The following is a 24,011-nucleotide window of genomic DNA, read 5'->3' on the forward strand; positions in this document are numbered from 1 at the left end:
CCGGGAATCTTCATCCGATGGTTACCATGGAGGATTCCCCGTCCGCTCGGCGCAATCCGGGTCGTCCGTTCTCCACCACGAAGGTGGCCCGGGTGGTAATCGGCGCATCGGGGCGGGACACGTAAGGGAGAACCCGGTAATCGGTCCGCCAGGTGTCGGGGGTCACGGTGCACCGAACGTATCCCCGTTGCCCGTTGAAGAATTTGATATGGGGATTTTCAGCCAGGATGCGCCGGATGTCGCTCCGGGTGTCGAAACCGTCTCCGTCGGAGGTGATGGAGGTCCCGACAAATTCGACACCGACGGTCGGCGAGTCCGGTCGGTCGAAATCGGCCTTGATCTCGTTGGCCCAGTTGGAATGCACGTCTCCCGTGAGAACCACCAGATTGGAAATCCCTTTGTGGGTGATGAACTTCAGGATCCGATCCCGGTTGGCCGGATATCCGTCCCAAGAATCCATGTTCAGCAGTTCGCCGTCTCCGATGCGCACATCCTTTTTTGAAAAGAAGACCTGTTGGGCGATCACATTCCATTGCGCCTCGGAGCGCTCAAGGCCGTTCAACAGCCAGCGTTCCTGTTCGGCGCCGAGAAGGGTGCGGTTCGGCTCGGTCGATTCCCGGCTCGGCGGCTTCCATCCGTCGCCGTTCGCCTGATCGTCGCGGTACTGGCGCGTGTCGAGGACGTGAAAGTCGGCCAGGTTTCCGCAACGGAAACGCCGGTACAGCTGAATCCCTCCCTGTCGGGGCATGAAGCGGCTCCGGAGGGGCATGTGTTCATAATAGGCCCGGTAGGCGGCCGTCCGGCGGCGGATGAAATCCCTTCTTTCTTCTTCCCCCTGGGGAACCGTACCGGCGTAGTTGTTTTCCACTTCGTGGTCATCCCAGACAACCACCCAGGGAAAGGCGGCATGCGCCTTCTGAAGCTCGGGATCGGTTTTGTACAGGGCGTGCCGGTTGCGGTACTCTTCCAGGGTTTGGGGTTTTCGGCTGTTGTGGGACCGGACGTTGCCGGAGGGGGAGAGGTATTCGCCGGTTCCGTGTTCGTATATGTAATCTCCCAGGTGAAGGATCAGGTCGAGGTCTTCCTCCGCCATCCGCCGGTAGGCGGTGTAATATCCGTGTTCGAAATGTTGACAGGAGGCAAAGGCGAAAGTAAAGACCGGTACGGCGGCGTCGGGAGCGGGAAGGGTCTTGGTCCGCCCGACGGGGCTCAGTTCGGACCCGGCTTTGAAACGGTAAAAATATTGGCGGTCCGGCTGAAGTCCCGACACTTCCACGTGTACGGTATGGGCGAGGTCCGACCGGGCGTAGGCGGTTCCGCTTTGGACGATGCGGCGGAATCCTTCGTCGGCGGCCACTTCCCACCGGACGGGAATGTCGCGGGGCGGCATTCCGCCGCCGTTCAGGGGATCCGGGGCCAGCCGGGTCCACAGGACGACGCTGTCCGGCATGGGGTCCCCCGAGGCCACCCCAAGGGTGAAGGGATAGGAGGGAAACCGGGGCGCAGCCTCAACGGGAACATTTTTCAGCAGGGCGCCTGAGAGGGTGAGGCTGAGGGAAAGGGTGGTGATTCGCCCCACCTCCTGCAAAAAGCTTCGGCGGTCCATCCGTTTCGACCGGAGGAAGTCGGGATCGAGCCATTGGTCCAGTGAAGGTTTGTCCTTGTCCATCATTTCATCCCCTTTTTGAGGCCCCTAATCGGCTTTTCCTTTTTATGGTTTCACATGTTTAATATTGGTAAACAAGACGGGGTTTATGTGGTTTCATAAAAGGTTCGCGTTTTTCTCCGGTTTCCGTGAAACCTGCCGGGTACAACGAGGGTTTTTCTATTTGGGAAAAATGAACGGATGACCGGCCCCGCCCCGTCGGGCAATCGTTTGTTTCCGCCATCGTTTTTTTATATACTTTGGATAACTTCATTGGCCTCCGGAAGGTGTGATGTTTGTATGGAAAACAACAAAGGAGCACTTTCGGAAGAACTGATCTCGGACATCGAGTATCTGCTTCGGGAGATGAGCTTGCTCATCAAAAGAAAGGGACGGGAGATCCTGAACCATTTTCCGATCACTCCGCCGCAGTTTACGGCGCTCTTGTGGCTGAACGAGGAGGGGGACATGACGATCGGGGAATTGAGCCAGAAGATGTATTTGGCCTGCAGCACAATGACCGACTTGATCGACCGGATGGAAAAAAACGGTGTCGTGGTGCGGGTTCGGGACGAACGGGACCGCCGGGTGGTACGGGTTCGCATGCTGGAGAGGGGAAGGGCGATCATTGAGGATGTGATGAAGGCGCGGCGGGAGTATCTGGCGGATATTTTGTCCACGTTTTCGCCGGAGGACGTGGAGTCCATCCGCAAGCGCCTTTCTATGCTGTACGAGAGGATGAAGGAGTAGCCGGGAACCAACATCGCCACATATGATATCCCAACGGGATCAACCTTTATCGCAAAATCTTCGCGGGCGGATATCGCAGAATGGAGGAATGAAAGAGCTTATGAATCGGGATGACCAACCGGCGGTCGGCATATTGGATTCCGGTGTCGGCGGATTGACCGTGGCAAAAGAAGTGTTGAGGCAGCTGCCCGGCGAACGCATCATCTATTTTGGGGACACGAGCCGATGTCCCTACGGCCCGCGGCCGGGAGAAGAGGTTCTTCGTTTCACGTTGGAGATCGTCCGGTTTTTGGAGCAATTTCCCCTCAAGGCCCTGGTCATCGCTTGCAACACGGCCACAGCCGTGGCAGTCGACGTGGTGCGAAAGCGGACGGCCGTACCGGTGCTGGGGGTGATCGAACCCGGAGCCCGCGCGGCAATCCAATCGACTCGTCAGGGACGGATCGGTGTGATCGGAACTCAGGGGACGGTGCGGAGCGGGGCCTACGAGAAGGCGTTGAAACGGTTAAATCCCGGGCTGTTTGTCGTCAGCCACGCCTGTCCGGCCCTCGTTCCGCTGGTGGAGAGCGATTGCGGCGGGACGGAAGAGGCCCGTCGGGTGGTGGAATCCTCGCTGGAGCCCTTGAAAAAGCACGATGTCGACACCCTGATTCTCGGCTGCACCCATTATCCGCTGATCGCCGATCTGATCGGCGAGGTGATGGGAGAAGGCGTGCAATTGATCAGCTCCGCCGAGGAGACGGCGCGGGAACTGAAAACCCTGCTGGAGGGCCGGAATCTTCTGTCTTCGGAGGGGACGGATCGTCCCGCTGCTCATCGCTTTTTTACCAGCGGCGATCCCGATTTTTTCCGGCGGATCGCCGAGCGGTGGCTGGGCTGCTCCGTGCAGGTCATCCGTGCGGCGGCGGAGACATCGGTTCCCACTTCCCTCTGATTCTATCAAGGGGACTCTTTTTCGATTTTTCGGTGCTAAAACCCCTCCTGGGCTCGTATACATGGGACTAGAGATTTGTCCAAGGAGGGAAAGCGATGCGGGTGAGGATCGCATGCACGGTACTGGTCTTGTTGCTCATGCCTTTCGCCCTGACGGGATGCTTGTTCGGTCCGGAGCAAGAGACCTCCGCACCGATTGATCCGCCTCCTGCAGGAGTGGAGGAGAAGTACGAAAAGCAGGGGGCGCAAAAGGAGGCTGAATCGAAGGAGGAGGCCAAGGCGGACAAAAAGAGCCAGGCGCGGGTTCAGCTCTATTTCTTGGCGAACAACGGATACGTGGTTCCCTACGCCGTGGACATGCCGAAGGTGGAGGGGATCGCCAAGGAAGCGATGAACATGCTGGTTGCGGGCAGCGAGGCCGAATCCCGGTTGCCCGAGGGGTTCAGGGGCGTCCTTCCGAAAGGGACGAAGGTGAAGGGGCTGAACATCCAGGACGGCACAGCCACGGTCGACTTTTCCAAGGAGTTTCTCTCCTACCGGACCGAAATGGAGAAAAAGATCCTGGACGCGGTGACCTGGACCTTGACCGGGTTTGATTCGGTAGAGCGGGTCAACATATGGGTAGACGGACGTCCCCTCGCCAAAATGCCCAAAGGGAAAAGCCCCGCCCAAGGACTCACGCGGAACCGGGGAATCAACCTGGAGTTGGCGGAAGGGGTGAACATCGGGCAAAGCATGCCGGTGACACTGTACTTCCTGGGTCAGGCGTCCGACAACACGGTGTACTACGTTCCGGTGACCCGGATGATCAACCGGTCCGATGACGTGGCCGAATCCGTGATGCAGCAACTGATTCTCGGGCCGAAACACGGTTCCGGACTGAGCGGAGCTCTGGCAGAGACCCTGAAGGTGAACAAGTTGGAGGTGAAGGACAAGACGGTGTTGGCCGACTTCGGCGGCCAGCTGCTTCAGTACGGCAAGGGGAAGTCCGCGTCGAAGGACGCCATCCAGACCATCGTTCTTTCCCTGACGGAAAATACGGGAGCCGACAAGGTGAAGATTACGGTCAACGGAAAAGCGGAGGCTAACGTGGAAGGAAAACCCCTGGACAAGGCGGTCAACCGCCCGGAAATCGTCAACCCTGCGAGCTTGTAACGAAGGTTGCGGATCGGAAGGGGCGAGAGGCGGCCTCTTTTCTTTTGGAGGGCGAAGCGGTTATGTTATAATAAGGTGAATTAAAATTGGAGGGAATAGCCATTGCGAGTAGACGGACGAAAACATGACGAAATGCGCCGCGTTGAGATCGTACGGGATTATATTAAACATGCCGAGGGGTCCGTCTACATAAGCGTCGGGGATACCAAAGTGATCTGCACCGCCACCGTGGAGGATCGCGTTCCTCCCTTTATGCGCGGAACCGGGAAGGGGTGGATCACCGCGGAGTACGCCATGCTGCCCAGGGCCACCCAGACGCGGACGGTGCGGGAAGCCAGCAAGGGGAAATTGGGAGGCCGGACGATGGAAATTCAGCGGCTGATCGGCCGTTCCCTGCGTTCCGTCGTCGATTTGACGGCCATCGGAGAGCGGACGCTTTGGCTGGACTGCGATGTGATCCAGGCCGACGGGGGGACCCGGACCGCGTCCGTCACGGGTGCCTTCGTGGCCATGGCTGATGCCTTCAGGAAGCTCACGGAGGAGGGAGTCATTTCTTCCTTTCCGGTAAAGGACCTTTTGGCGGCGACCAGCGTGGGGATCGTCGACGGTCAGACGTATCTCGACCTGTGCTTTGAGGAGGATTCCGCCGCCCAGGTGGACATGAACGTGGTCATGACGGGCACGGGAAAATTTGTGGAATTGCAGGGGACGGGGGAGGAATCCCCCTTCACTTCGGACCAACTCGTCCAGATGCTCGATCTCGCCCGTCGGGGAATCCAGCAATTGATCCAATATGAGCGGAAGTTGTTCGGCGACGTCTTTGACGGAATCGGGGAGGCTGGGGAGGATGCAGGCGGATCTTCGGAAAAAATGGCCGTGGACGGAGCTGATTATTGCCACGCGCAACAACCATAAGGTTCGCGAACTGAATGCTCTCTGCGAACGGGAGCTGGGCCTGCCGGTCGTCGGATTGAACCGGTTTTCGGGTGTTCCCGAAGTGGCGGAGGACGGGGATACCTTTGAGGCGAACGCCCTCAAGAAGGCGGAGACGGTCTCCCGCACCTTGAACCGTCCGGTTGTGGCCGATGACTCGGGACTGGTGGTTCCTTCCCTCGGGGGAGCTCCCGGCGTCCGATCCGCCCGTTACGCCGGTCCGGAGGCGGACGACCGGGCGAACAACGAAAAACTGCTCAAGGCTCTCGAGGGGAAATCCGGGAAGGAGCGGGCAGCTTACTTTGTGTGCGTTTTGGCGCTGAAGATTCCCGGGGAAGAACCCCGGTTGGTCCGCGGGGAATGCGGCGGCCGTATCGCCCTGGAACCGAAGGGGGATCAAGGTTTTGGATACGATCCCCTGTTTTTCCTCCCGGAATACGGGAAAACCATGGGAGAGATTCCGCCGGAGCTGAAAAACCGGATCAGTCACCGGGCAAAGGCTTTTCAAGGGTTGCTTCGGCTGCTGAAGGAGATTTACCGCTTTGAAAAAACCGTTCCTACGGAAGGGGGAGGGGGGCGGTGAGAGTCCTCATCATCAGCGATTCGCACGGCCGGGCCGACCTCCTCGCCCGGATCGTGGAGGATGTGCAACCGGACCACATGATTCACTGCGGGGACTTTTGCACCCCGTTGGACCGAGTGCCGGACGTTTCCCGGTCGGTGGTTCGGGGCAACTGCGATTGGGAAGAAGTGGCCGATGAGCAGGTTTGGGAGAAGGAAGGCATCCGCTTTTTCGTGGTCCACGGACACCGGCACCAGGTCAAAAGGGATTTGTCCGCGATTCGGGCCCGGGCCGAGGAGGCGGGGGCCCAGATCGCCTGCTTCGGCCATTCCCACGTGCCGGTCTGCGAACAGAAGGGAAACATCCTGCTGATAAACCCCGGGAGCATCGCGCAGCCCCGGGGGGTTACCCATCCCTCCTACGCCGTATTGGAAACGGAGGCGCCGCGACGGGTTCGGGTTTCTTTCTTCATCCCGGACGGGCGGCCCCTTCACCCGTGGGGCGGGCGGTTCTCCCTCTGACGGGGGGATACGTCCATTGACAAACGGGGATATCATGTTATAATAATTCAGCGCGGTTTTTTGAAACCCAACTTTTTTGTCCCAGTAGCTCAGCTGGATAGAGCAGCGGCCTTCTAAGCCGTCGGTCGGGGGTTCGAATCCCTCCTGGGACGCCACTTTCATCCGCTCTGTCTAATTCAAACCCTTGAAATGACCGCATTCGCGGTCGTTTTTCATTTTTGGGGAATCTCGAAAGAGGTATGGACTTAAAGAGGGAATATCCTGATTGGAAAAAGAAGCCGAACAAGAAACCGGAGCCGACGCCTGCAGTTAAAAATTAAGGGGTGATTGGGATTGGTGAAATATGCGATTTTTGACGTGGATGGCACGATACTGGATACTGAAAGGGCCATATTAAAGTCTCTGCAAAAAGTGTTGAAGGAAGAAGGAATGAATTGGAGGATTTAAGGTTTGTATTGGGAGTTCCGGGAAGAGAAGCATTAAAAGAATTAAATGTCTCGGATTTGGATCGCGTGCATTCGAAGTGGTCAGAGACTGTACTGGAGTTTTCCCATGAGGTAAGTGTTTTTCCGGATATCGAAAACGTGTTGAAGTCATTGTCGGAAAGTTCTGTGAAAACGGGTATTGTGACTTCGAAAAACAAAACAGGAGATGATCGATGAGTTTGAACCGTTCGGATTGAGTTCATTTTTTGAGTACACGATTTGTGCGAGCGATACCGAAAAACACAAACCGCATTCCGAACCCTTATTGGCTTGTTTAAAGGGGTTAAATGCTCATCCGGATGAAGCCCTGTATATCGGGGATTCCGTATATGACTTGCAATGCGCCAAAAGCGCAGGTGTTCCATTCGCCCTCGCGCTCTGGGGCTCTAAAACGACCGAAGGATTTGAATCGGCGGAGTTTGTCTTAAAAGAACCGAAGGGCATATTGGAATTGGTGAAAATTGGATCAATGCGGAATTCACAAATAGCCGGGATTCCACAAACATCATTTTTGCGAAGTATGTTCGCCTGATCGGTCATGTCCTTCTCATCGGAAGTGGAGCACCGCTCTTCAAGCCTGATAGCTTATGTTCTTTCCTTATCTTACTGGGCGATGTGTCGCCTTTTTTATATTCGGATCCCCATCGTATCCGCTGACGATATTGGGAGGTTGTATGAAGGGCGCTGGCTCACAGTGCGAACCTCAGGGGATGGTCCTTTGCCGCTGATGTGGAAGTGGGAGACAAAAAGCGGTGAAACGGTTCGCAAGCCGGAGCCGATGCGCGAACCTGTTTTTAGATGACTTCAATCGAAAAAGATGGTAAAATAATGATGCTTTTCTTTTATAGAGATATAAAATGGGGGGTGTTAGTTTTGAAGCGTTTCTTATTGTTGTTATTGGTATTTTCATTCGCTTTTATGAGTACCGGCTGCGGCATGATTGAAAAAGTAGTCGATGCCGGGAAGGAGAAGGGAGAAAAGGCCGCGGAGGAGTCCGGAGAAGACACTGCGGAAGCAATTGAGCCGAACGAGTCCTACAAGGAGCTTGAGTTCAACCGGATCAACTGGATTGGCGGAGCGCCCTCCGTCGAACAGGAAGGCGGAATCTGGGTTTATACGAAGGACAAGCATCCTGCGGGGCTTGGCAATCAGGACTGGGATCACGAAGACATACTTTACATCCAGGCGTCCAGTGATTATGAGCACCAAGATATTGTCATCAGAAAATTGCAGGTGATCAGTGATGACGTGGTGAAAATCGTTGTTGATTGGGAAAAGGATATCGGACGGGATGCGCCGCCCCGCGATTGGGCCAAAGTGGAAACCGGCTTGCTGCAGGGGAAAAAGTTCATTGTTGAAGATACATCCGGAGAAAAGGTGAAATTCAAATAATCGTTGGAGGATACCGATGAGAAGGCTGCTCTCGTGCTTGATGATCGTTGGGTTAATCCTGGCAGGCGGCTGCATTCCTTTAGAAAATCCTGTTTCCAAGGCCTCTTCAGAGGCGCAAAAAGCTGAAAAAAAGGATGTCGAGAAAAAGAGAATCATTCCCGAAGCCCTGAAAGGTGTGGATCTTCCACCGGCCGGCAAGTATGCGGGGGACAAATATGACTGGGTGAAAGTGAAAGAAGAGTTGAATGACATTCCGAAGGACGCCACCGGGAGTCAAATTCTGAAAAAGCTTTATGAGCTCGCCGCGGAGGACTATACGCCATACTTTGAATTCTATGAGACGTTTGATCCATCAAATATCGATGTATCCCCCGGTCCGGGCGAATTGAAAAGCTTGAAGCTGCCGGAACAAAAATCGGTCAACATCATGATTCTGGTGGATTCGAGCGGATCCATGGCTGGGAAAGTCGATGGCGGCGTGAAGATGGATCTGGCGAAAAACGCGGTGAGGGAATTTTCCAAGCAGATGCCCGAAGGTGCCAATGTTTCCCTGGTCGCTTACGGACATAAAGGAAGCAATCAAAGCAAGGACAAGGCCATATCCTGTAAGGGCATTGAGGAAGTCTATCCGCTGGGGGCTTATGATGAAGGCAAATTCAATCGGGCTCTGGACAAATTCAAACCCGTCGGTTATACCCCGCTGGCCGACAGTCTGAAATATGCCCAAAAGAAACTGTCCAATCAAAAAAACGCTGAAAATATCGTCTATGTCGTGAGTGACGGCATCGAAACCTGCGGCGGGGATCCTGTGAAAGCGGCTAAAGAGCTCAACAGTTCAAGCATCAAGGCCGTGGTCAACATCATCGGCTTCGATCTGAATGATGAAGGCCAGCGGCAGTTAAAAGCAGTTGCCGATGCCGGCGGTGGCAAATACAGCTCTGTTGACTCGAAGGTGGAACTCGACAAGTACTTCGAGGAGGAACGACGACGGCTGTACAACGCCTGGTCAGCTTGGGCAAGGGAACATTATAACAACGCTGCAAATGTCGCTCGAAAGAAAATTAATGAATTGGAACGGATAACTGCGGAGTTTAGAAGCGTAGCTAATCGGGAAGAAAAGCGCTTTGATCGGATGAGCAAATATTTGGAAGAGGAACGGGGGTTCGAATTCCAGCTGCTTTATAACCATGTCAAGAAGAAATATAGAGAGCGGGCCGGGTATCTTAGAGACTATCGTATGTATATCGAGAGCAAACTGAAGCAACAGGTTTGGGATGAAAGGGACAAAATCCAGGATCACGTGACGGACAAGCGTGATGAAGAGCAGGACAAGCTGTACTGAGAGTAAGAAGCGATCAATAAGGAACCCGTGGAAGTTGACCTCCGGGTTCTTCTTTCATTTTCTCCCGGGGCGAGGCAGCGCCGTGTCCAAAGATTTCCACCCGTTTTTATTCTTCCCCGGCACAATGCTTGGACAGGCGTTTATCGCTTTTCTTTCCCGCTTGGAGATTTTTATCTTTAGGGCAAAATCGTTGAACAGTGTCGGCGATTTGCTTATAATGTAGTGAGGGTTTTATCCGCTTGCGTTTTTGAAGAGAGTTCGGGTAGGAGGGAAACAACCCCATGAAAGCTAGCTGGGAAAAGACAGAAAACAACCAGGGTGTCCTGACGGTGGAAGTGGACGCGGAAACCGTGGAAAAAGCCCTGAATCAAGCCTTTCGCAAGGTCGTCAAAAAGGTGACCGTACCGGGATTCCGCAAAGGGAAGGTCCCCCGTGCGATTTTTGAAAGGCGGTTTGGCGTCGAAGCCCTGTATGAGGACGCCCTGGATATTCTGCTTCCGGAGGCCTACGCGTCGGCCGTGAAAGAGACGGGAATCGAGCCCGTGGATCGGCCGGAGATCGACATTGAGCAGATGGAAAAGGGAAAATCCCTGATCTTCAAGGCGACCGTCACCGTGAAGCCTGAAGTGAAGTTGGGAGAATACAAAGGGCTCGAGGTCCCGAAAAAGGATTTCGAAGTGAAGCCGGAAGATGTCGATGCCGAATTGGAGGCGATGCGGCAGCGGCAAGGCCAGCTGGAGGCCGTTGAAGAAGGGGCCGTGGAAAAGGGTGACCGGGTGATCATCGACTTCGAGGGCTCCATTGACGGAGAACCCTTCGAAGGCGGAAAAGCGGACGGCTTTTCGCTGGAGGTCGGTTCGGGCCGCATGATTCCCGGTTTCGAGGATCAGCTGATCGGCATGAAACCCGGCGAGGAAAAAACGATCACCGTCACTTTCCCGGAAGATTACCACGCGAAGGATTTGGCCGGCAAAGAAGCCTCTTTCCGGATCAAGCTGCACGAAATCAAACGCCTCCGCCTTCCGGAACTGGATGATGAGTTCGCCCAGGATGTCAGCGATTTCGACACCCTGGAAGAACTGAAGAAGGACATCGAGAATAAATTGAAAGAAAAGGCGAAACGGGAAGAAGAGGAATACCGCCGGAATCAGTTGGTGGAAATGGCCGCCGCCAACGCGGAGATCGATTTGCCTCCGGTCATGGTGGAGCACGAGATCGATCACATGCTGGAACATTTCGAGCAGCACCTCAGGTTCCAGGGGATGAATCTGGAAATGTACAAACAGTTTTCCGGCAAGGATGACAAGGCCCTGCGCGATGAATTCCGTGAAGAGGCGGAGAAAAAGGTTCGCGCCAATCTCGTCCTGGAAGCCATCGCGAAGGAAGAGAAGCTGGAAGTGTCCGATGAAGAGATCGATGGAGAACTGGAAAAACTGGCGGAACAGCTGAACCGGCCCAAGGACGAAGTACGGCGCCTCCTGGAGGAACGCGACGGCCTGGAAGGCATTAAAAATCAGCTGCTCACGCGCAAGGCGGTCGACCTACTTGTATCCAACAGTAAAAATGCGGCATAATGAATAGAGAGCGGTGGAAACGAGGCACGTATATCCATGCGTGCCTTGTTTTACAACCGTTCCGAACCTTGAAAGGAAAGGGGTGTGGCTGATGCCGCTGATTCCGATGGTGGTCGAGCAGACCAACCGGGGTGAACGCGCCTATGACATATATTCCCGGCTACTGAAGGATCGGATCATTTTCATCGGAAGTCCGATCGATGACAACGTGGCCAATCTGGTGGTTGCCCAACTGCTGTTCCTTCAGGCCGAGGATCCCGAGAAAGATATCAACTTGTACATAAACTCGCCGGGGGGCTCCGTGACGGCGGGGATGGCCATTTACGACACCATCCAGCACATCAAACCGGACGTCTCCACCATCTGCGTGGGCCTGGCTGCCAGCATGGGGGCATTCCTGCTTGCGGCCGGAGCAAAGGGGAAGCGTTTCGCTTTGCCCAACAGCGAGGTGATGATTCACCAGCCGTTGGGAGGCGTACGCGGACAGGCGTCGGATATCAAGATCCACGCCGACTGGATCTTGCGGACTCGCCAAAAAATCAATGAAATTTTAGCGGAACGAACCGGCCAGCCGTTGGAGAAAATCGAGCGAGACACGGATCGGGACCACTTCATGGATGCCAACGAAGCCAAGGAGTATGGCTTGATTGATGAAGTGATCACCCGGAGAGACCTCCGAAAGGGGTGATACCATGTTCAAGTTCAACGAGGAAAAGGGCCAGCTCAAATGTTCCTTCTGCGGAAAGTCCCAGGATCAAGTCCGGAAGCTGGTTGCGGGTCCGGGGGTCTACATCTGCGATGAGTGCATCGAGCTGTGCAACGAGATCGTCGAGGAGGAACTGGGGGGCGAAGAGGACATCGACCTCAACAACCTGCCCAAACCCCAGGAAATCCGGGATATCCTCGATCAATACGTCATCGGGCAGGACCATGCCAAGAAGGCGCTGTCCGTTGCCGTTTACAACCATTACAAACGAATCAACAGTTCCGCCAAAATGGATGACGTGGAGCTGCAGAAAAGCAATATCATCATGATCGGGCCCACCGGGAGCGGGAAAACCCTTTTGGCCCAGAGCCTCGCCCGCATTCTCAACGTTCCCTTCGCCATCGCCGACGCCACTTCCCTTACCGAAGCCGGATACGTCGGGGAGGATGTGGAAAACATTCTCCTGAAACTGATCCAGGCGGCGGATTACGATGTGGAAAAGGCGGAGCGGGGGATCATTTACATCGATGAAATCGACAAGGTGGCCCGGAAATCGGAAAATCCCTCCATCACGCGGGATGTTTCCGGGGAGGGCGTGCAGCAAGCGCTGCTGAAAATCCTGGAGGGGACGATCGCCAGCGTTCCGCCGCAAGGCGGCCGGAAACATCCCCACCAGGAGTTTATTCAGATCGACACCAGCAACATCCTGTTCATCTGCGGCGGGGCCTTTGACGGTCTGGAGCAGATCATCAAACGCCGGATCGGCAAAAAAGTGATCGGCTTTGGGGCGGACACCACGACCACCGACATGAAGCCCGGAGAATATCTGAAAATGGTTCTGCCCGAAGACTTGCTCCGCTTTGGGCTGATTCCGGAGTTTGTCGGCCGGCTCCCGGTCATCACCACGCTGGAGCCCTTGGATGAAGCCACCCTGGTTCGCATCCTGAAGGAGCCCAAGAACGCGCTGGTGAAACAGTATCAGAAACTGATGGAGATGGACGGAGTGGAGCTGGTGTTTGAGGAAGAGGCCCTTGAATCGATCGCCGCGGAAGCGATCAAGCGGAACACCGGGGCGCGGGGTCTCCGGGCGATCATCGAGTCGATCATGCTCGATGTGATGTTTGAACTGCCTTCCCGGGACGATGTGACCAAGTGTGTGGTGACCAAAGAAAGCGTCTTGAACAAGGTGGGTCCCCGCCTCACCACCCGCGAAGGTCGCATTATCGAAAAGAAAGAGGAAAGCGCCTGAGACAGGTTGCAAATCAAAAACAGCCGCTCGCCGGAAGATGGCGGTCGGCTGTTTTTTTGTGGCATCTCGCCAGCGGTGACTATCCCCATTTCCCCTCGGCCATACTATGCGTGAAGTCGAAGGACCGGTGCCGGCGCATATTTGGATCGGGAGGAATGGGATGTGAACTGGACGGTTTTCTTGATGTTGCTTCAGGTGTTTTTCTCGGTGGTCATCGGCTTGTACTTTTGGAATCTGCTCAAAAACCAGCAAACCAACCGGACGGCCATCGATCGGGAATCACGGAAGGAGATGGAGAAACTTCAAAAATTGCGCGCCATCTCCTTGACGGAGCCCCTTGCGGAAAAGACGCGGCCGTCCTCAGTGGATGAGATCATCGGACAAGAGGAGGGAGTGAAGGCTCTGGCGGCGGCCCTCTGCGGTCCCAATCCGCAACACGTGATCATCTATGGACCGCCGGGGGTCGGCAAAACCGCCGCCGCACGCGTCATTCTGGAAGAAGCCAAGAAAAATCCCCTTTCTCCCTTCAATGCCGAGTCCAAATTTGTGGAGATCGACGCGACCACCGCCCGGTTTGATGAGCGGGGCATTGCGGATCCCTTGATCGGTTCGGTTCACGATCCGATTTATCAGGGAGCGGGAGCGATGGGAATCGCCGGAATTCCCCAGCCCAAGCCGGGAGCGGTCACAAAGGCCCACGGCGGCGTGCTCTTTATCGATGAGATCGGGGAACTGCACCCCATTCAGATGAATAAGCTTTTAAAGGTGCTGGAAGACCGAAAGGTGTTTTTGGAAAGCGCCTATTACAATCCGGAAGACTCCAACATCCCTTCCCACATCCACGACATTTTCCAAAACGGGTTGCCCGCCGATTTCCGCTTGATCGGGGCGACCACCCGCATGCCTGAAGAGATTCCGCCGGCGATTCGTTCCCGCTGCATGGAGATTTTCTTCCGGCCGCTCCGTGCGAAGGAGATCGGCGAGATTGCCCGTCAGGCCCTGAAACGGACGGGGGTTCACTTTGAGGAAGAGGTGGTCCGGATCATTCAGAAGTATGCCACCAACGGCCGGGAAGTGGTCAACATCGTGCAGACCGCCGTCGGATTGGCCCTCACGGAGAAGCGAAACCGCGTTCTTGCTTCCGATGTGGAATGGGTGGTGCACAACAGCCAGCTGTCTCCCCGGCCGGAACTCAAGATGCCGGACTTTCCCCAGGTGGGAGTGGCGACGGGATTGGCCGTTTCCGGCCCCAACATGAGCGCCTTGTTGGAGATCGAGGTGACGGCGGTTCCCGCGGAGAAGAAGGGAGGCGGAAGTCTGCGCATCACGGGAGTGGTCGACGAGGAGGAACTGGGAAGCCGATCCCGGACCCTTCGCCGGAAAAGCATGGCCAGGGGCTCCGTGGAGAACGTGATGACCGTTCTCAGACGGAACGGTTTCTCTCCGGACGATTACCACCTGCATGTCAATTTTCCGGGAGGTGTGCCCGTCGACGGCCCTTCGGCCGGTGTGACCATCGCCACGGCCATCGTTTCGGCGATCCGGGGAATCCCGGTGGACAATCGGTTGGCCATGACCGGGGAATTGAGCATTCACGGCCGGGTGAAGCCTGTGGGCGGGGTGGTGGCCAAGGTGGATGCCGCTCGCCAGGCGGGGGCTTCCCGCGTGATCATTCCGGAGGAGAATATGCAAAGCCTGTTCGAGCAGATGGAAGGAATTCGGGTCATCCCGGTCCGCCGATTGGAAGAGGTGTTGGATTGCGCGCTGCTCAAAGAGGAAAAAGAGGAGAGGGAGCGTTCGATTCCGGCACCCGGGGGGGTACTTACCGCCTCCACCACCCCGGTGTGACTTCCGCGCATCCCATCCCTCCGGAGGATGTGATATAATAGGGAAAAGCCGAACATCTTTTCCTTATGCCTGTTGGGTTGCCGGTCATATCCCGCCTTTGGGACCGGCTTTCCTTTTCAATCGAGCCTTTTATGATCCTTTTCGACCTACACCTGCACTGGAGGTGCACCGAAAGCAGTGAAATCCGAAGAACGCGTACTCCCTTTGTTGCCTCTTCGCGGGTTGATCGTATATCCCAATATGGTGCTCCATCTGGACGTGGGGCGGGAAAAATCGGTCAAGGCACTGGAACAGGCCATGGTGGATGACAACCTGATTTTGCTCGCTTCCCAATGCGAAGTCCACATCGAAGATCCCAAACCTGATGATATCTACAAAATGGGAACCATCGCCCGGGTTCGGCAGATGCTGAAGCTTCCCAACGGAACCATTCGCGTCCTGGTGGAGGGGCTTTACAGGGCGAAAATTTTGGAGTACGTCCGCCAGGACGACTTTTTCCAGGCACGGGTCGAGCAGATTGTGATCGAGGAGAAAACCGATCTTCATCTCGAAGCACTGATGCGTTCCGTCCTGGATCATTTTGAGCAATATCTGCGCTTATCAAAAAAGGTGTCTCCGGAGACCTATTCGGCCGTTTCCGATATCGACGAGCCGGGACGGTTGGCGGATGTGATCACCTCCCACCTGCCCCTGAAAATTGCCGACAAGCAGAAGATCCTGGAGACGATCGACATCAAGGAACGCCTGGAGACCCTGCTCCAGATCATGAATAATGAGCGTGAAGTCCTGGAATTGGAGCGGAAAATCAGCCAACGGGTCAAGAAACAGATGGAAAAGACCCAAAAGGAATATTATCTGCGCGAGCAAATGAAGGCGATCCAGCGGGAGCTGGGAGAAAAGGAGGGGCGAATCGGGGAGGTGGAGGAACTCCGCAACCAGCTGAAGGAGTTGGACGCCCCCGATTATGTCAAGGAGAAGGTGGAGAAGGAGATCGACCGCCTCGAAAAGATTCCGACCACGTCGGCGGAGGGCGGCGTCATCCGCACCTATGTGGAGTGGCTCCTGAACCTGCCCTGGAGGAAGGAAACGGTCGATGACCTCGATCTGAAAAAGGCGGAACAGATTCTGGATGAGGATCATTACGGCTTGGAAAAGGCCAAGGAGCGGGTGTTGGAATATCTGGCCGTGCAAAAGATGGTAAAGCGCTTGAAGGGGCCCATTTTGTGCTTTGTCGGGCCGCCGGGAGTGGGAAAAACCTCCCTCGCCCGTTCCATCGCCAGGGCACTGGGTCGCAAATTCGTGAGGGTCTCCCTGGGAGGCGTGCGGGATGAGGCGGAGATTCGCGGGCATCGGCGCACTTACGTGGGAGCGTTGCCGGGGCGGATCATACAGGGGATGAGGACGGCGGGGACGATCAATCCGGTCTTCCTGCTGGATGAAATCGACAAGATGTCCATGGATTTTCGGGGCGACCCATCCTCCGCCCTGCTGGAGGTCCTGGACCCGGAGCAGAACAATTCCTTCAGCGATCATTACATCGAAATTCCCTACGATCTGTCCAAGGTGATGTTTATCACTACGGCCAACGCCATGCACAACATTCCGCGTCCCCTGTTGGACCGGATGGAGGTCTTGTACATTTCGGGATATACCGAGCTGGAGAAGGAGAATATCGCCCGGCAGTACCTGATTCCCAAGCAGCGGGAGGAGCACGGACTGGCCGAGGACCAGCTCCGGATCAATGCCGACGCTATCCGCAAAATCATCCGGGAATATACCCGGGAAGCGGGGGTCCGCAACCTGGAGCGGACCATCGGCACCCTTTGCCGGAAAGCGGCCAGGGAGCTGGTCAGCGGTAAGAAGAAGAAAACGGTGATCACCGCGCGGAATCTCTCCCGCTATCTGGGTTCTGAACGGTACCGGTACGGACGGGCCGAAGAAGAGGATCAGATCGGTGCCGCCACCGGCCTTGCCTGGACCGAGACAGGAGGGGACACGCTGAATATCGAGGTGTCGGTTCTTCCGGGCAAGGGGCAATTGACCCTGACCGGGAAGCTGGGAGACGTGATGAAGGAATCGGCTCAGGCCGCCTTCAGCTATATCCGGTCCCGGGCGAAGGAATTGGACATCGAACCGGATTTCCACGAAAAGCACGACATTCACATTCACGTTCCGGAAGGAGCGATCCCCAAGGACGGTCCGTCGGCGGGAATCACCATGGCTACGGCACTCGTTTCGGCCTTGACCCGGATCCCGGTTTCGCGGGAGGTGGCGATGACCGGGGAGATCACCTTGCGGGGACGCGTCCTGCCCATCGGGGGGCTGAAGGAAAAGGCCTTGGCGGCTCACCGGGCGGGGATCACCCATGTGATCATCCCCCAGGAAAACAAGAAGGATCTGGAGGATATTCCCAAAAGCGTCCGCAGGGATTTGACCTTCTCGCTGGTGAGACATATGGATGAAGTGCTCAAACTGGCGCTGGTGGGGAAGAATTCCGATGAGCAAAATCAAAGCTGAATTTGTCGGAAGCGCGGTGAAACCGGATCAATATCCCCGGGACGCCCTGCCGGAGATCGCTTTGGCCGGGCGTTCCAACGTGGGGAAGTCCTCCTTGATCAATCGATTGCTCAACCGCCGGAAATTGGCTCATACCAGCGGCAAGCCCGGAAAGACCCAGACGATCAACTTTTATCGGGTGAACGACCGGTTTTATCTGGCGGACATGCCGGGATACGGTTTCGCCCGGGTTTCCAAGGCGGTCAAAGCCGCCTGGGGGAGGATGATTGAGCATTATCTGACGAGTCGGAAAGAGTTGAGGGGAATTGTTCACGTCATCGATCTGCGCCATCCTCCGACGGCGGATGACCGGCAGATGTACGACTGGCTGAAGCACATCGGACTTCCGGCGATTGTCGTCGCCACCAAGGCGGACAAGATTTCCCGAGGGCGCTGGCAAAAACATTTAAAACAGGTGCGGGAAGGGCTCTCGCTTCGCTCCGGGGATCCCCTGATCCTGTTTTCCGCCCAGAACGGCCAGGGCAGAGATGAATTATGGCGCGCCATTCAGGAATGGCTTTGATTTGTTCTTGACCGGCCGCCGGGACCGGTATATAGTGATGCTGTAGAGTCCAGTGTGGGTTCGGCCCTAACGGTTCGCCTGCTTCAGGCGATATTTTTTTGTCACGGGCTTTGTGCCGGTCAAATCCGGGAATCCGGATGACTCGGTTTCCGCCGGGGCATTCGTTGAATATGTTATGAAGGGAAACGCATCCCCTGCTGACGGGAATTGGAAAGGTTGGGTGAGAATGGGACAAAAGCTACGCGTCGCTGTGTTGTTCGGCGGGAAATCGGGAGAACACGAGGTGTCGCTCATGTCGGCGGCTTCCCTCATTCGCTCGATGGACCCCGGGAAATATGAGGTGTTTCCGATCGCCATCGACAAGGAAGGGAAGTGGCAGGTTCGGGAAAAGGCCGTCGCCTTTTTGGAAGACAAGGTGGAAAGGGACTTATTGGACACGATTCGGAAGGATGTGCCTTCCACGCTGCCTGCCGAGGCGGAGAAGGCAGCCTTGGCCCCCTTGGACTTTGAAACGATCGACGTGGTGTTTCCCGTGCTTCACGGAACCTATGGGGAGGACGGGACGGTTCAGGGATTGCTGGAACTGGCCCAGGTTCCCTATGTGGGAGCGGGGGTGCTCGCTTCCGCGGTGGGGATGGACAAGGTCATGATGAAAAAGGTGTTTGCCCAAGAGGGAATCCCCCAGGTCCGCTTCACCCACTTTTTGCGCCATGAGATGGAAGCGGAATTTGAACGGGTGGTGGCGGAGGTGGAGGATACCTTCGGCTATCCCTGCTTCGTCAAGCCGGCCAATCTGGGATCCAGCGTGGGCGTTTCCAAGGCCAAGGACAGGGAGAGCCTGATCGAAGCGATGAAGCTGGCGGCCCGATATGACCGGAAGGTGATCGTGGAGGAGTTTGCTCCCGCCCGGGAAGTGGAGGTGGCCGTTCTGGGCAATGATCGTCCGGTCGCCTCCGTGCCGGGAGAGATCGTTTCCTCCAACGAATTTTACGATTACCGGGCGAAGTATATCGACGGGAAGTCGGAAATGCGCATCCCGGCGGAATTGCCCAAGGAAAAGGAGGAGGAAGTGAGGCGCCTGGCGGTCAAATGCTTCCGGGCGATCGACTGTTCCGGGCTGGCCCGTGTCGACTTCTTCATCCGGAAGGACAACCACCAGGTCCTGGTCAATGAAATCAACACCATGCCCGGTTTCACCCAGTTCAGCATGTACGCCAAGCTGTGGGAGCATACGGGACTCAGCTATCCCGAACTGGTTGATCGGTTGATTCAACTGGCGATCGAACGCCATCGGGAGAAGGAGCAGCTGGTGACAACGTACGAAGTGGATGAGTGATTGGATCTCACGCAATCCCGATCCCTTTTGACAGGGGAAAGAGCCGCATCGCGGCTCTTTTTTTTAGGGCGGGCGGTGAAGGTCCGATGCTGCACTCAACGGAAGCGGATGACAATTCGGCTTATGTAGGTCATGCCTTCTTGGTGATCAGGAAAATTCCAAGCACCACCAACAGCACGGGCCAGTAGTTGTTCAGGGAACCGGCAACCCAGGGGAGGCCCGGCCAGGCGGCGATGCCGGTCAGGATCAACAGAATACCGATAATTCCGCTCCGGCGGTCTTTCTGACTGGCGAAAACCAGCAGGAAGGAGGCTCCGACGATGATAAACAGGAAAAACCAGTGGTCCGGCCATCCGTCCACATTGGCTTTTCCCCACATGTGTAGGCTCATTCCGGTTATCAGGCCCGCCCACAGCATCAGGTTGCGGTTGGAACGGAAGTGGGCGATCACAAGCATGACAACTCCGGTCAGGAACAGGATGAACTCCCAGGTGCCGAAGCGCTCGGCCATGGGAATGTCAATTTTTCGAAGCAGCAGCAACAAACCGGCGACGATCAAAAAAATCCCCACAACGTTTGCACGAATCATCCGGTATTCCGCTCCTCTTATCGTTTTTTTCTAATGGGCGGGAGAGAGGCGGGGGAGGGATCGGGGAGAAGCTCCCGATTCCGGTTTTCTTTCGGGTGTTTCCTCCAAATCGGCGGCCATTCGATTTCCGCCAGCACCATTCCCGCAAAAATGAGGATGCAACCGGTCAAGGTGCGAGTTTCGAGGGCCACATCCATCCACCAGTAGTCCGCCAGGGCGGCGAAGACGGGCTCCATGGCAAAGACCAGGGCCACGCGGGTCGGAGTGGTGAACTTTTGAAAATGGGTTTGGGCGAGATATGCCAAGGAGGTAGCCAAAAAAGCCGTTATCAAAAGGGCCGTGTAAACGGCCGGAACCGACCACGCGCCTTCCTTGAGCGCCCTTTCCCAGGGTTCGAACAGAAAGGAGCATCCGCCGCTCAAGAGCGCTACGGTAAAGATCTGGATCGTGACCAGGTGCAGGGTCTCAACCTCCGGCGCGTATTTGGCCGTGTAGACGATCTGCAGTCCAAAGGCGACGGCGCAAAGAAGGGCGAGGATGTCGCCGCGGTTGATCGACGAGAAGTCGGCAAAGGCCAGCAGATACAATCCGGCTACCGCCAGCAGGACGCCGACGATGGCGGTGGGACGGGGCTTTATCCCGAGAAGCACCAGGGACCAGATCGGAACCATTGCGACGGACAGGCCGGTTAAGAAACCGGATTTTCCCGAGGTTGTGTATAGCAGGCTGAAGGTTTGCAGTGCATACCCCAGGAAGAGCCACATCCCGATGAAGGCTCCGACGGTCACGTGCTTAAGCGGAATGTTGTAGGAGACGCCTCTCCACCGGAAGATGAGGAGGAGGAACATCCCCGCCAAGCTGAAACGGATAGCCAAAAAGGTGAAAGGCGGCAGCGTTTCGATGGCGTTTTGAACCAGAACAAAGGTCGTTCCCCAGATAAAAGCGACCAGTAGCAGAACGGAATCGGCAATCCATCGGTGGGCAACGCTGTTCAAGCACCGTCCTCCTCCGAACCTTTCAATATCTTTCTTCATCTTACCACATTTGCTAGAAATGTGGGGTGGGATTCCCCGTCGGATGAGGGGGAAAATCGTCGATTGAAGGGAGGAATTAAGGGGGGTGATCGAGAAAGGTTTAAGCAAAAAGAAGGATTTTTTAATATTTACTTCCCCAACTATTTAAGGCGATGGAAGGAATTGCGATGAAGAACCGAAAGCGTTTGGCCTTTCTGTTGAGCTGGGGCGTCGTGGCGGTCGGATGGATCGCGATGATTATTTCTTTATTTGTAATCCAGCCTTTTCACTGGGGATGGATTCATCTGATCCTGCTGGCCAGCTTGCTCTTCATAACGGAATACTTTCCTTTTCCCCAGGACGGGGGCAGGGTGACGGCTCACTTTCCCCTGTTGTTCACGCTCTGTTTTCTGTATTCACCTGGGGTGGCCGGACTGGTGTTCGTGGATGTCCTGCTTCTGGTGACATGGCTCCGCCGCCAATCCTTCTCCCGGGCCCTGTTTCGGACCGGTTATACGCTGGTTGGTCTGATTTCGGCCTACCTGGTCTTGATCGAGGTGGTCCCCCTTCTGATGCCCGGGGTCTCAACGCTTTCCGTGATGATAGGAAAGCTGGCCGTGTTCGCCGTCGTGTACGAGCTCGTCAGCAAAGGGCTCAGGGATGTTCTGGAGCGGGCGGGAAATTCCCGGTACAGCAGGTGGTGGTACCGGGGAGGACTTGAGCCTGCCTTGATGATCGGTACATTTCTGTACAGTGCAGGGATCATCCTGATGGGGGACCAGGGGCGCGATACCGATCCTCTGTCCATCGCCTTTTTCTTCTCCCCCCTGGTCGCCTTTTCCGTCTTGTCCAACGTGATTGCCCGTTTGGCCCGACAAAAGCGGAAGATGGAGCTTTTGTTCTCGATCACGACGGGAATCAACAGAAGTTTGGACTTGCGTGAAGTGATGAATAAGACCTTGATGCTCCTGTCCGATGTGGTGCACTATTCTTATGGCATCGTCTATTTGCTCCGGGATGACAAGCTGATACCGGAGGTGGTTTCCGGGGAAGGGGAGGTGGACGATCTCAAACAGCCCCTTCCGCTGTCCAAGGGCTTGAGCGGATGGGTGGCGGAACAGGCCGAGCCGGTTCGGGTGATCGATGTCTGGCGTGATTTCCGTTGCCAGGGGGAACCGATGGTGGAAAAAGGGGTCCAGTCTCTCCTCGTCGTCCCCCTCGTCCTGGACGGTCATGTGATGGGAGTCATCACCCTGGGGAAGGACGAGACCCACGGCTTTGAAGAGATGGATTTGTCCTTCCTCGCTGTTTTGGCCAGCCAGGCGGTGATCGCCATGCGCAACGCCCGCCTGGTGCAGGAGCGGGAGCGCCGGATTCTGGCGGAAGAGCGGAACCGGATGGCCCGCGAAATCCACGACGGACTGGCTCAATCGGTGGCGGGGGTCCTGATGAAGACGGAAACGGCCATCCGATTGATCGACAACCAACCGCAACAGGTGAAGCAGTGGCTTTTGGAATGCAGGAGCAAGCTGAGGGAGAGCTTGAAGGAAATCCGCTATTCGATCACCGCACTCCGCCCGTCCCCCGCGGTGCAGGCGGGGTTGTTACCCGCCCTGGAAAAGCGGGTGAGCGATCACCAGTCGGAGACGGGTCAGGAATCCACCATTCAGGTGAAGGGCACCCCTTTTTCCCTCCCTCCGCAGGTGGAAGAGGGGATCTACAAGGTTTGCCATGAGGCCTTGAACAATGCGGCGAAACACGCCCAGGCCGAGCGGGTCCGGGTGGTCCTTCGCTACACCGATTCGGAAGTGTGGCTCGTGGTCCAGGACGACGGAATCGGCTTTTCCCTCGGTCAAGCGGTGGCCAAGGCGGAAGCCAACAACCGCTACGGCATTACCGGAATGAATGAACGGGCCCAGCAATTGGGGGCCGTCCTGCAGTTCATCACCAGTCCCGGACGGGGAACCCGGGTGGTCATGAAAGTTCCAGTGAAGAAGGAGGAAAAGCAGAATCATGTCCATCAAAGTGTTACTGGTTGACGATCATGCGGTCTTGCGAGACGGTTTGTCCAGCCTGATCAGCCTTGAACCCGACATGGAGGTGGTGGGAGAGGCCCGCGACGGTGAAGAGGCGATCAAATTGGTGGAAAGCACCCGGCCGGACGTGGTGCTGATGGATATCAACATGCCGGGGATGAGCGGGGTGGAGGCGATCCGCCGGATCCATTCCAAGCATCCCCAGGTGGCTGTACTGGTTTTGACCATGTACGATCGGGATGAATATCTGTATGAATCCATCCGGGCGGGAGCCACCGGGTACCTGTTGAAGGACGCTCCTTCCGGTGACGTGATCGCCGCTGTCCGCTCCGCCCACCGGGGAGAATCCACCCTCCACCCCGTCATGGCCCGGAAACTGCTGAACAACCTGAGCGGCGGGGAACGGAGGATGGATCGAGGCGGGGGAGACGATTTCCTCACTCCGCGGGAACTGGATGTTCTGCAGTGGATGGTCAAGGGATTGAGCAACAAGGAAATCGCGGAACAGCTGTTTATCAGCGACAAGACGGTGAAGATCCACGTCAGCAACATCTTCAAGAAATTGGGAGTCAAAAGCCGGTCTCAGGCCATCATATATGCCATTCAACACGAATTGGTGGAGCTGGAACAGTAGCCGAAGGGTTTCTTCCAAAGGTGTTGTAAAGGCCGGGATCCGATTTTCCGCCTCGACTCCATGCGGCAGGGGTCGCTCGGCGCAAACCTCCTCCTGGTGTTTCGCAAACGATGAGCCCTTTCTCCGAAAGGGCTGAGGCTGTTGACAAAGAAGGGTCAACAGCCTTTTTTGTTGAATTCGGAATAAAACAATTCCGAAGGAAGGTTTTTATATGTTCAGGACGAACCCA

20 protein-coding genes, 1 tRNA gene and 1 pseudogene are annotated in these 24,011 nt (G+C 56.1%); 19 read left to right on the forward strand and 3 right to left on the reverse strand.

Features of this window, described 5'->3' with window-relative positions; genetic code table 11:
* Positions 1-10: 10 nt before the first annotated feature.
* Positions 11-1,669, reverse strand: a complete 1,659-nt coding sequence (locus CLV97_RS02420) for an alkaline phosphatase D family protein (protein ID WP_106343967.1) — start codon at positions 1,667-1,669, stop codon at positions 11-13.
* A 276-nt stretch (positions 1,670-1,945) separates the two neighbouring features.
* Between CLV97_RS02420 and CLV97_RS02425 the strand changes: the two genes are divergently transcribed.
* The 17 genes and pseudogenes from CLV97_RS02425 (at position 1,946) to CLV97_RS02510 (ending at position 19,510) form a co-directional block, all read left to right on the forward strand.
* Positions 1,946-2,395, forward strand: a complete 450-nt coding sequence (locus CLV97_RS02425) for a MarR family winged helix-turn-helix transcriptional regulator (protein WP_106343920.1) — start codon at positions 1,946-1,948, stop codon at positions 2,393-2,395.
* A gap of 100 nt (positions 2,396-2,495) precedes the next feature.
* Entirely contained in the window at positions 2,496-3,329 is an 834-nt protein-coding gene (gene racE / locus CLV97_RS02430; protein WP_106343921.1) for a glutamate racemase, read from the forward strand.
* Between the two features lie 95 nt (positions 3,330-3,424).
* A complete protein-coding gene (locus tag CLV97_RS02435; RefSeq protein WP_106343922.1) occupies positions 3,425-4,483 on the forward strand; it encodes a GerMN domain-containing protein in 1,059 nt (352 codons plus the stop codon).
* 102 nt (positions 4,484-4,585) lie between these two features.
* Positions 4,586-5,398: a ribonuclease PH gene (rph, locus tag CLV97_RS02440; RefSeq protein ID WP_106343923.1), complete on the forward strand. Its 813-nt coding sequence runs from the start codon at positions 4,586-4,588 to the stop codon at positions 5,396-5,398.
* Positions 5,331-5,999 carry an XTP/dITP diphosphatase gene (locus CLV97_RS02445; RefSeq protein WP_106343924.1) on the forward strand — a complete coding sequence of 223 codons (669 nt, stop codon included), beginning with the start codon at positions 5,331-5,333 and terminating at the stop codon, positions 5,997-5,999. The genes rph and CLV97_RS02445 overlap by 68 nt, the downstream gene beginning before the upstream one ends.
* Positions 5,996-6,499, forward strand: a complete 504-nt coding sequence (locus CLV97_RS02450) for a metallophosphoesterase family protein (protein WP_106343925.1) — start codon at positions 5,996-5,998, stop codon at positions 6,497-6,499. The genes CLV97_RS02445 and CLV97_RS02450 overlap by 4 nt, the downstream gene beginning before the upstream one ends.
* A 78-nt stretch (positions 6,500-6,577) precedes the next feature.
* Positions 6,578-6,654 (forward strand) — tRNA-Arg (locus CLV97_RS02455).
* Between the two features lie 178 nt (positions 6,655-6,832).
* A pseudogene (locus tag CLV97_RS02460) lies at positions 6,833-7,516 on the forward strand (HAD family hydrolase).
* A gap of 341 nt (positions 7,517-7,857) precedes the next feature.
* Positions 7,858-8,376, forward strand: a complete 519-nt coding sequence (locus CLV97_RS02465) for a hypothetical protein (RefSeq protein WP_106343926.1) — start codon at positions 7,858-7,860, stop codon at positions 8,374-8,376.
* A 16-nt stretch (positions 8,377-8,392) separates the two neighbouring features.
* Positions 8,393-9,718: a vWA domain-containing protein gene (locus tag CLV97_RS02470; protein ID WP_106343927.1), complete on the forward strand. Its 1,326-nt coding sequence runs from the start codon at positions 8,393-8,395 to the stop codon at positions 9,716-9,718.
* A gap of 281 nt (positions 9,719-9,999) precedes the next feature.
* Entirely contained in the window at positions 10,000-11,292 is a 1,293-nt protein-coding gene (tig, locus tag CLV97_RS02480; protein ID WP_106343929.1) for a trigger factor, read from the forward strand.
* A gap of 91 nt (positions 11,293-11,383) precedes the next feature.
* A complete protein-coding gene (gene clpP, locus CLV97_RS02485) occupies positions 11,384-11,980 on the forward strand; it encodes an ATP-dependent Clp endopeptidase proteolytic subunit ClpP (protein WP_106343930.1) in 597 nt (198 codons plus the stop codon).
* Positions 11,981-11,984: 4 nt separating this feature from the next.
* Entirely contained in the window at positions 11,985-13,247 is a 1,263-nt protein-coding gene (clpX, locus tag CLV97_RS02490) for an ATP-dependent protease ATP-binding subunit ClpX (RefSeq protein ID WP_106343931.1), read from the forward strand.
* 162 nt (positions 13,248-13,409) lie between these two features.
* Positions 13,410-15,095 carry an ATP-dependent protease LonB gene (lonB, locus tag CLV97_RS02495; protein WP_211295655.1) on the forward strand — a complete coding sequence of 562 codons (1,686 nt, stop codon included), beginning with the start codon at positions 13,410-13,412 and terminating at the stop codon, positions 15,093-15,095.
* Between the two features lie 177 nt (positions 15,096-15,272).
* Positions 15,273-17,612, forward strand: a complete 2,340-nt coding sequence (gene lon / locus CLV97_RS02500) for an endopeptidase La (protein WP_106343932.1) — start codon at positions 15,273-15,275, stop codon at positions 17,610-17,612.
* On the forward strand, positions 17,593-18,174 hold the full coding sequence (gene yihA, locus CLV97_RS02505) for a ribosome biogenesis GTP-binding protein YihA/YsxC (protein WP_106343933.1): 582 nt from the start codon (positions 17,593-17,595) through the stop codon (positions 18,172-18,174). The genes lon and yihA overlap by 20 nt, the downstream gene beginning before the upstream one ends.
* A 226-nt stretch (positions 18,175-18,400) precedes the next feature.
* Positions 18,401-19,510 (forward strand): D-alanine--D-alanine ligase, encoded by a 1,110-nt coding sequence (locus tag CLV97_RS02510; protein ID WP_106343934.1) that lies wholly within the window; start codon positions 18,401-18,403, stop codon positions 19,508-19,510.
* Positions 19,511-19,640: 130 nt separating this feature from the next.
* Here the strand turns inward: CLV97_RS02510 and CLV97_RS02515 are convergent, their stop codons facing one another.
* Both CLV97_RS02515 and CLV97_RS02520 read right to left on the reverse strand, forming a co-directional pair.
* Positions 19,641-20,099, reverse strand: coding sequence for a LiaF transmembrane domain-containing protein (locus CLV97_RS02515; RefSeq protein ID WP_106343935.1), 459 nt, complete (start codon positions 20,097-20,099; stop codon positions 19,641-19,643).
* Positions 20,100-20,116: 17 nt separating this feature from the next.
* Positions 20,117-21,094 (reverse strand): DMT family transporter, encoded by a 978-nt coding sequence (locus CLV97_RS02520; protein WP_245891332.1) that lies wholly within the window; start codon positions 21,092-21,094, stop codon positions 20,117-20,119.
* A gap of 206 nt (positions 21,095-21,300) precedes the next feature.
* On the opposite strand from CLV97_RS02520, the gene CLV97_RS02525 reads away from it, so the two are divergent.
* On the forward strand, positions 21,301-23,151 hold the full coding sequence (locus CLV97_RS02525; RefSeq protein WP_170070335.1) for a GAF domain-containing sensor histidine kinase: 1,851 nt from the start codon (positions 21,301-21,303) through the stop codon (positions 23,149-23,151).
* On the forward strand, positions 23,126-23,782 hold the full coding sequence (locus CLV97_RS02530; protein WP_106343938.1) for a response regulator: 657 nt from the start codon (positions 23,126-23,128) through the stop codon (positions 23,780-23,782). The genes CLV97_RS02525 and CLV97_RS02530 overlap by 26 nt, the downstream gene beginning before the upstream one ends.
* Positions 23,783-24,011: the final 229 nt, after the last annotated feature.

The sequence above is a fragment of the Planifilum fimeticola genome, from assembly GCF_003001905.1.
GTDB classification, from domain to species: domain Bacteria; phylum Bacillota; class Bacilli; order Thermoactinomycetales; family DSM-44946; genus Planifilum; species Planifilum fimeticola.

What these genes read in the sequence shown, in the direction of transcription:
- CLV97_RS02435 (WP_106343922.1), top strand. Translation starts at nt 3,425, where the DNA reads ATGCGGGTGAGGATCGCATGCACGGTACTGGTCTTGTTGCTCATGCCT.
- CLV97_RS02470 (WP_106343927.1), top strand. Translation starts at nt 8,393, where the DNA reads ATGAGAAGGCTGCTCTCGTGCTTGATGATCGTTGGGTTAATCCTGGCA.
- CLV97_RS02425 (WP_106343920.1), top strand. Translation starts at nt 1,946, where the DNA reads ATGGAAAACAACAAAGGAGCACTTTCGGAAGAACTGATCTCGGACATC.
- CLV97_RS02420 (WP_106343967.1), bottom strand. Translation starts at nt 1,669, where the DNA reads ATGGACAAGGACAAACCTTCACTGGACCAATGGCTCGATCCCGACTTC.
- CLV97_RS02515 (WP_106343935.1), bottom strand. Translation starts at nt 20,099, where the DNA reads ATGATTCGTGCAAACGTTGTGGGGATTTTTTTGATCGTCGCCGGTTTG.
- clpP (WP_106343930.1), top strand. Translation starts at nt 11,384, where the DNA reads ATGCCGCTGATTCCGATGGTGGTCGAGCAGACCAACCGGGGTGAACGC.
- CLV97_RS02525 (WP_170070335.1), top strand. Translation starts at nt 21,301, where the DNA reads ATGAAGAACCGAAAGCGTTTGGCCTTTCTGTTGAGCTGGGGCGTCGTG.
- CLV97_RS02510 (WP_106343934.1), top strand. Translation starts at nt 18,401, where the DNA reads ATGGGACAAAAGCTACGCGTCGCTGTGTTGTTCGGCGGGAAATCGGGA.
- CLV97_RS02445 (WP_106343924.1), top strand. Translation starts at nt 5,331, where the DNA reads ATGCAGGCGGATCTTCGGAAAAAATGGCCGTGGACGGAGCTGATTATT.
- yihA (WP_106343933.1), top strand. Translation starts at nt 17,593, where the DNA reads ATGAGCAAAATCAAAGCTGAATTTGTCGGAAGCGCGGTGAAACCGGAT.
- clpX (WP_106343931.1), top strand. Translation starts at nt 11,985, where the DNA reads ATGTTCAAGTTCAACGAGGAAAAGGGCCAGCTCAAATGTTCCTTCTGC.
- racE (WP_106343921.1), top strand. Translation starts at nt 2,496, where the DNA reads ATGAATCGGGATGACCAACCGGCGGTCGGCATATTGGATTCCGGTGTC.
- tig (WP_106343929.1), top strand. Translation starts at nt 10,000, where the DNA reads ATGAAAGCTAGCTGGGAAAAGACAGAAAACAACCAGGGTGTCCTGACG.
- CLV97_RS02530 (WP_106343938.1), top strand. Translation starts at nt 23,126, where the DNA reads ATGTCCATCAAAGTGTTACTGGTTGACGATCATGCGGTCTTGCGAGAC.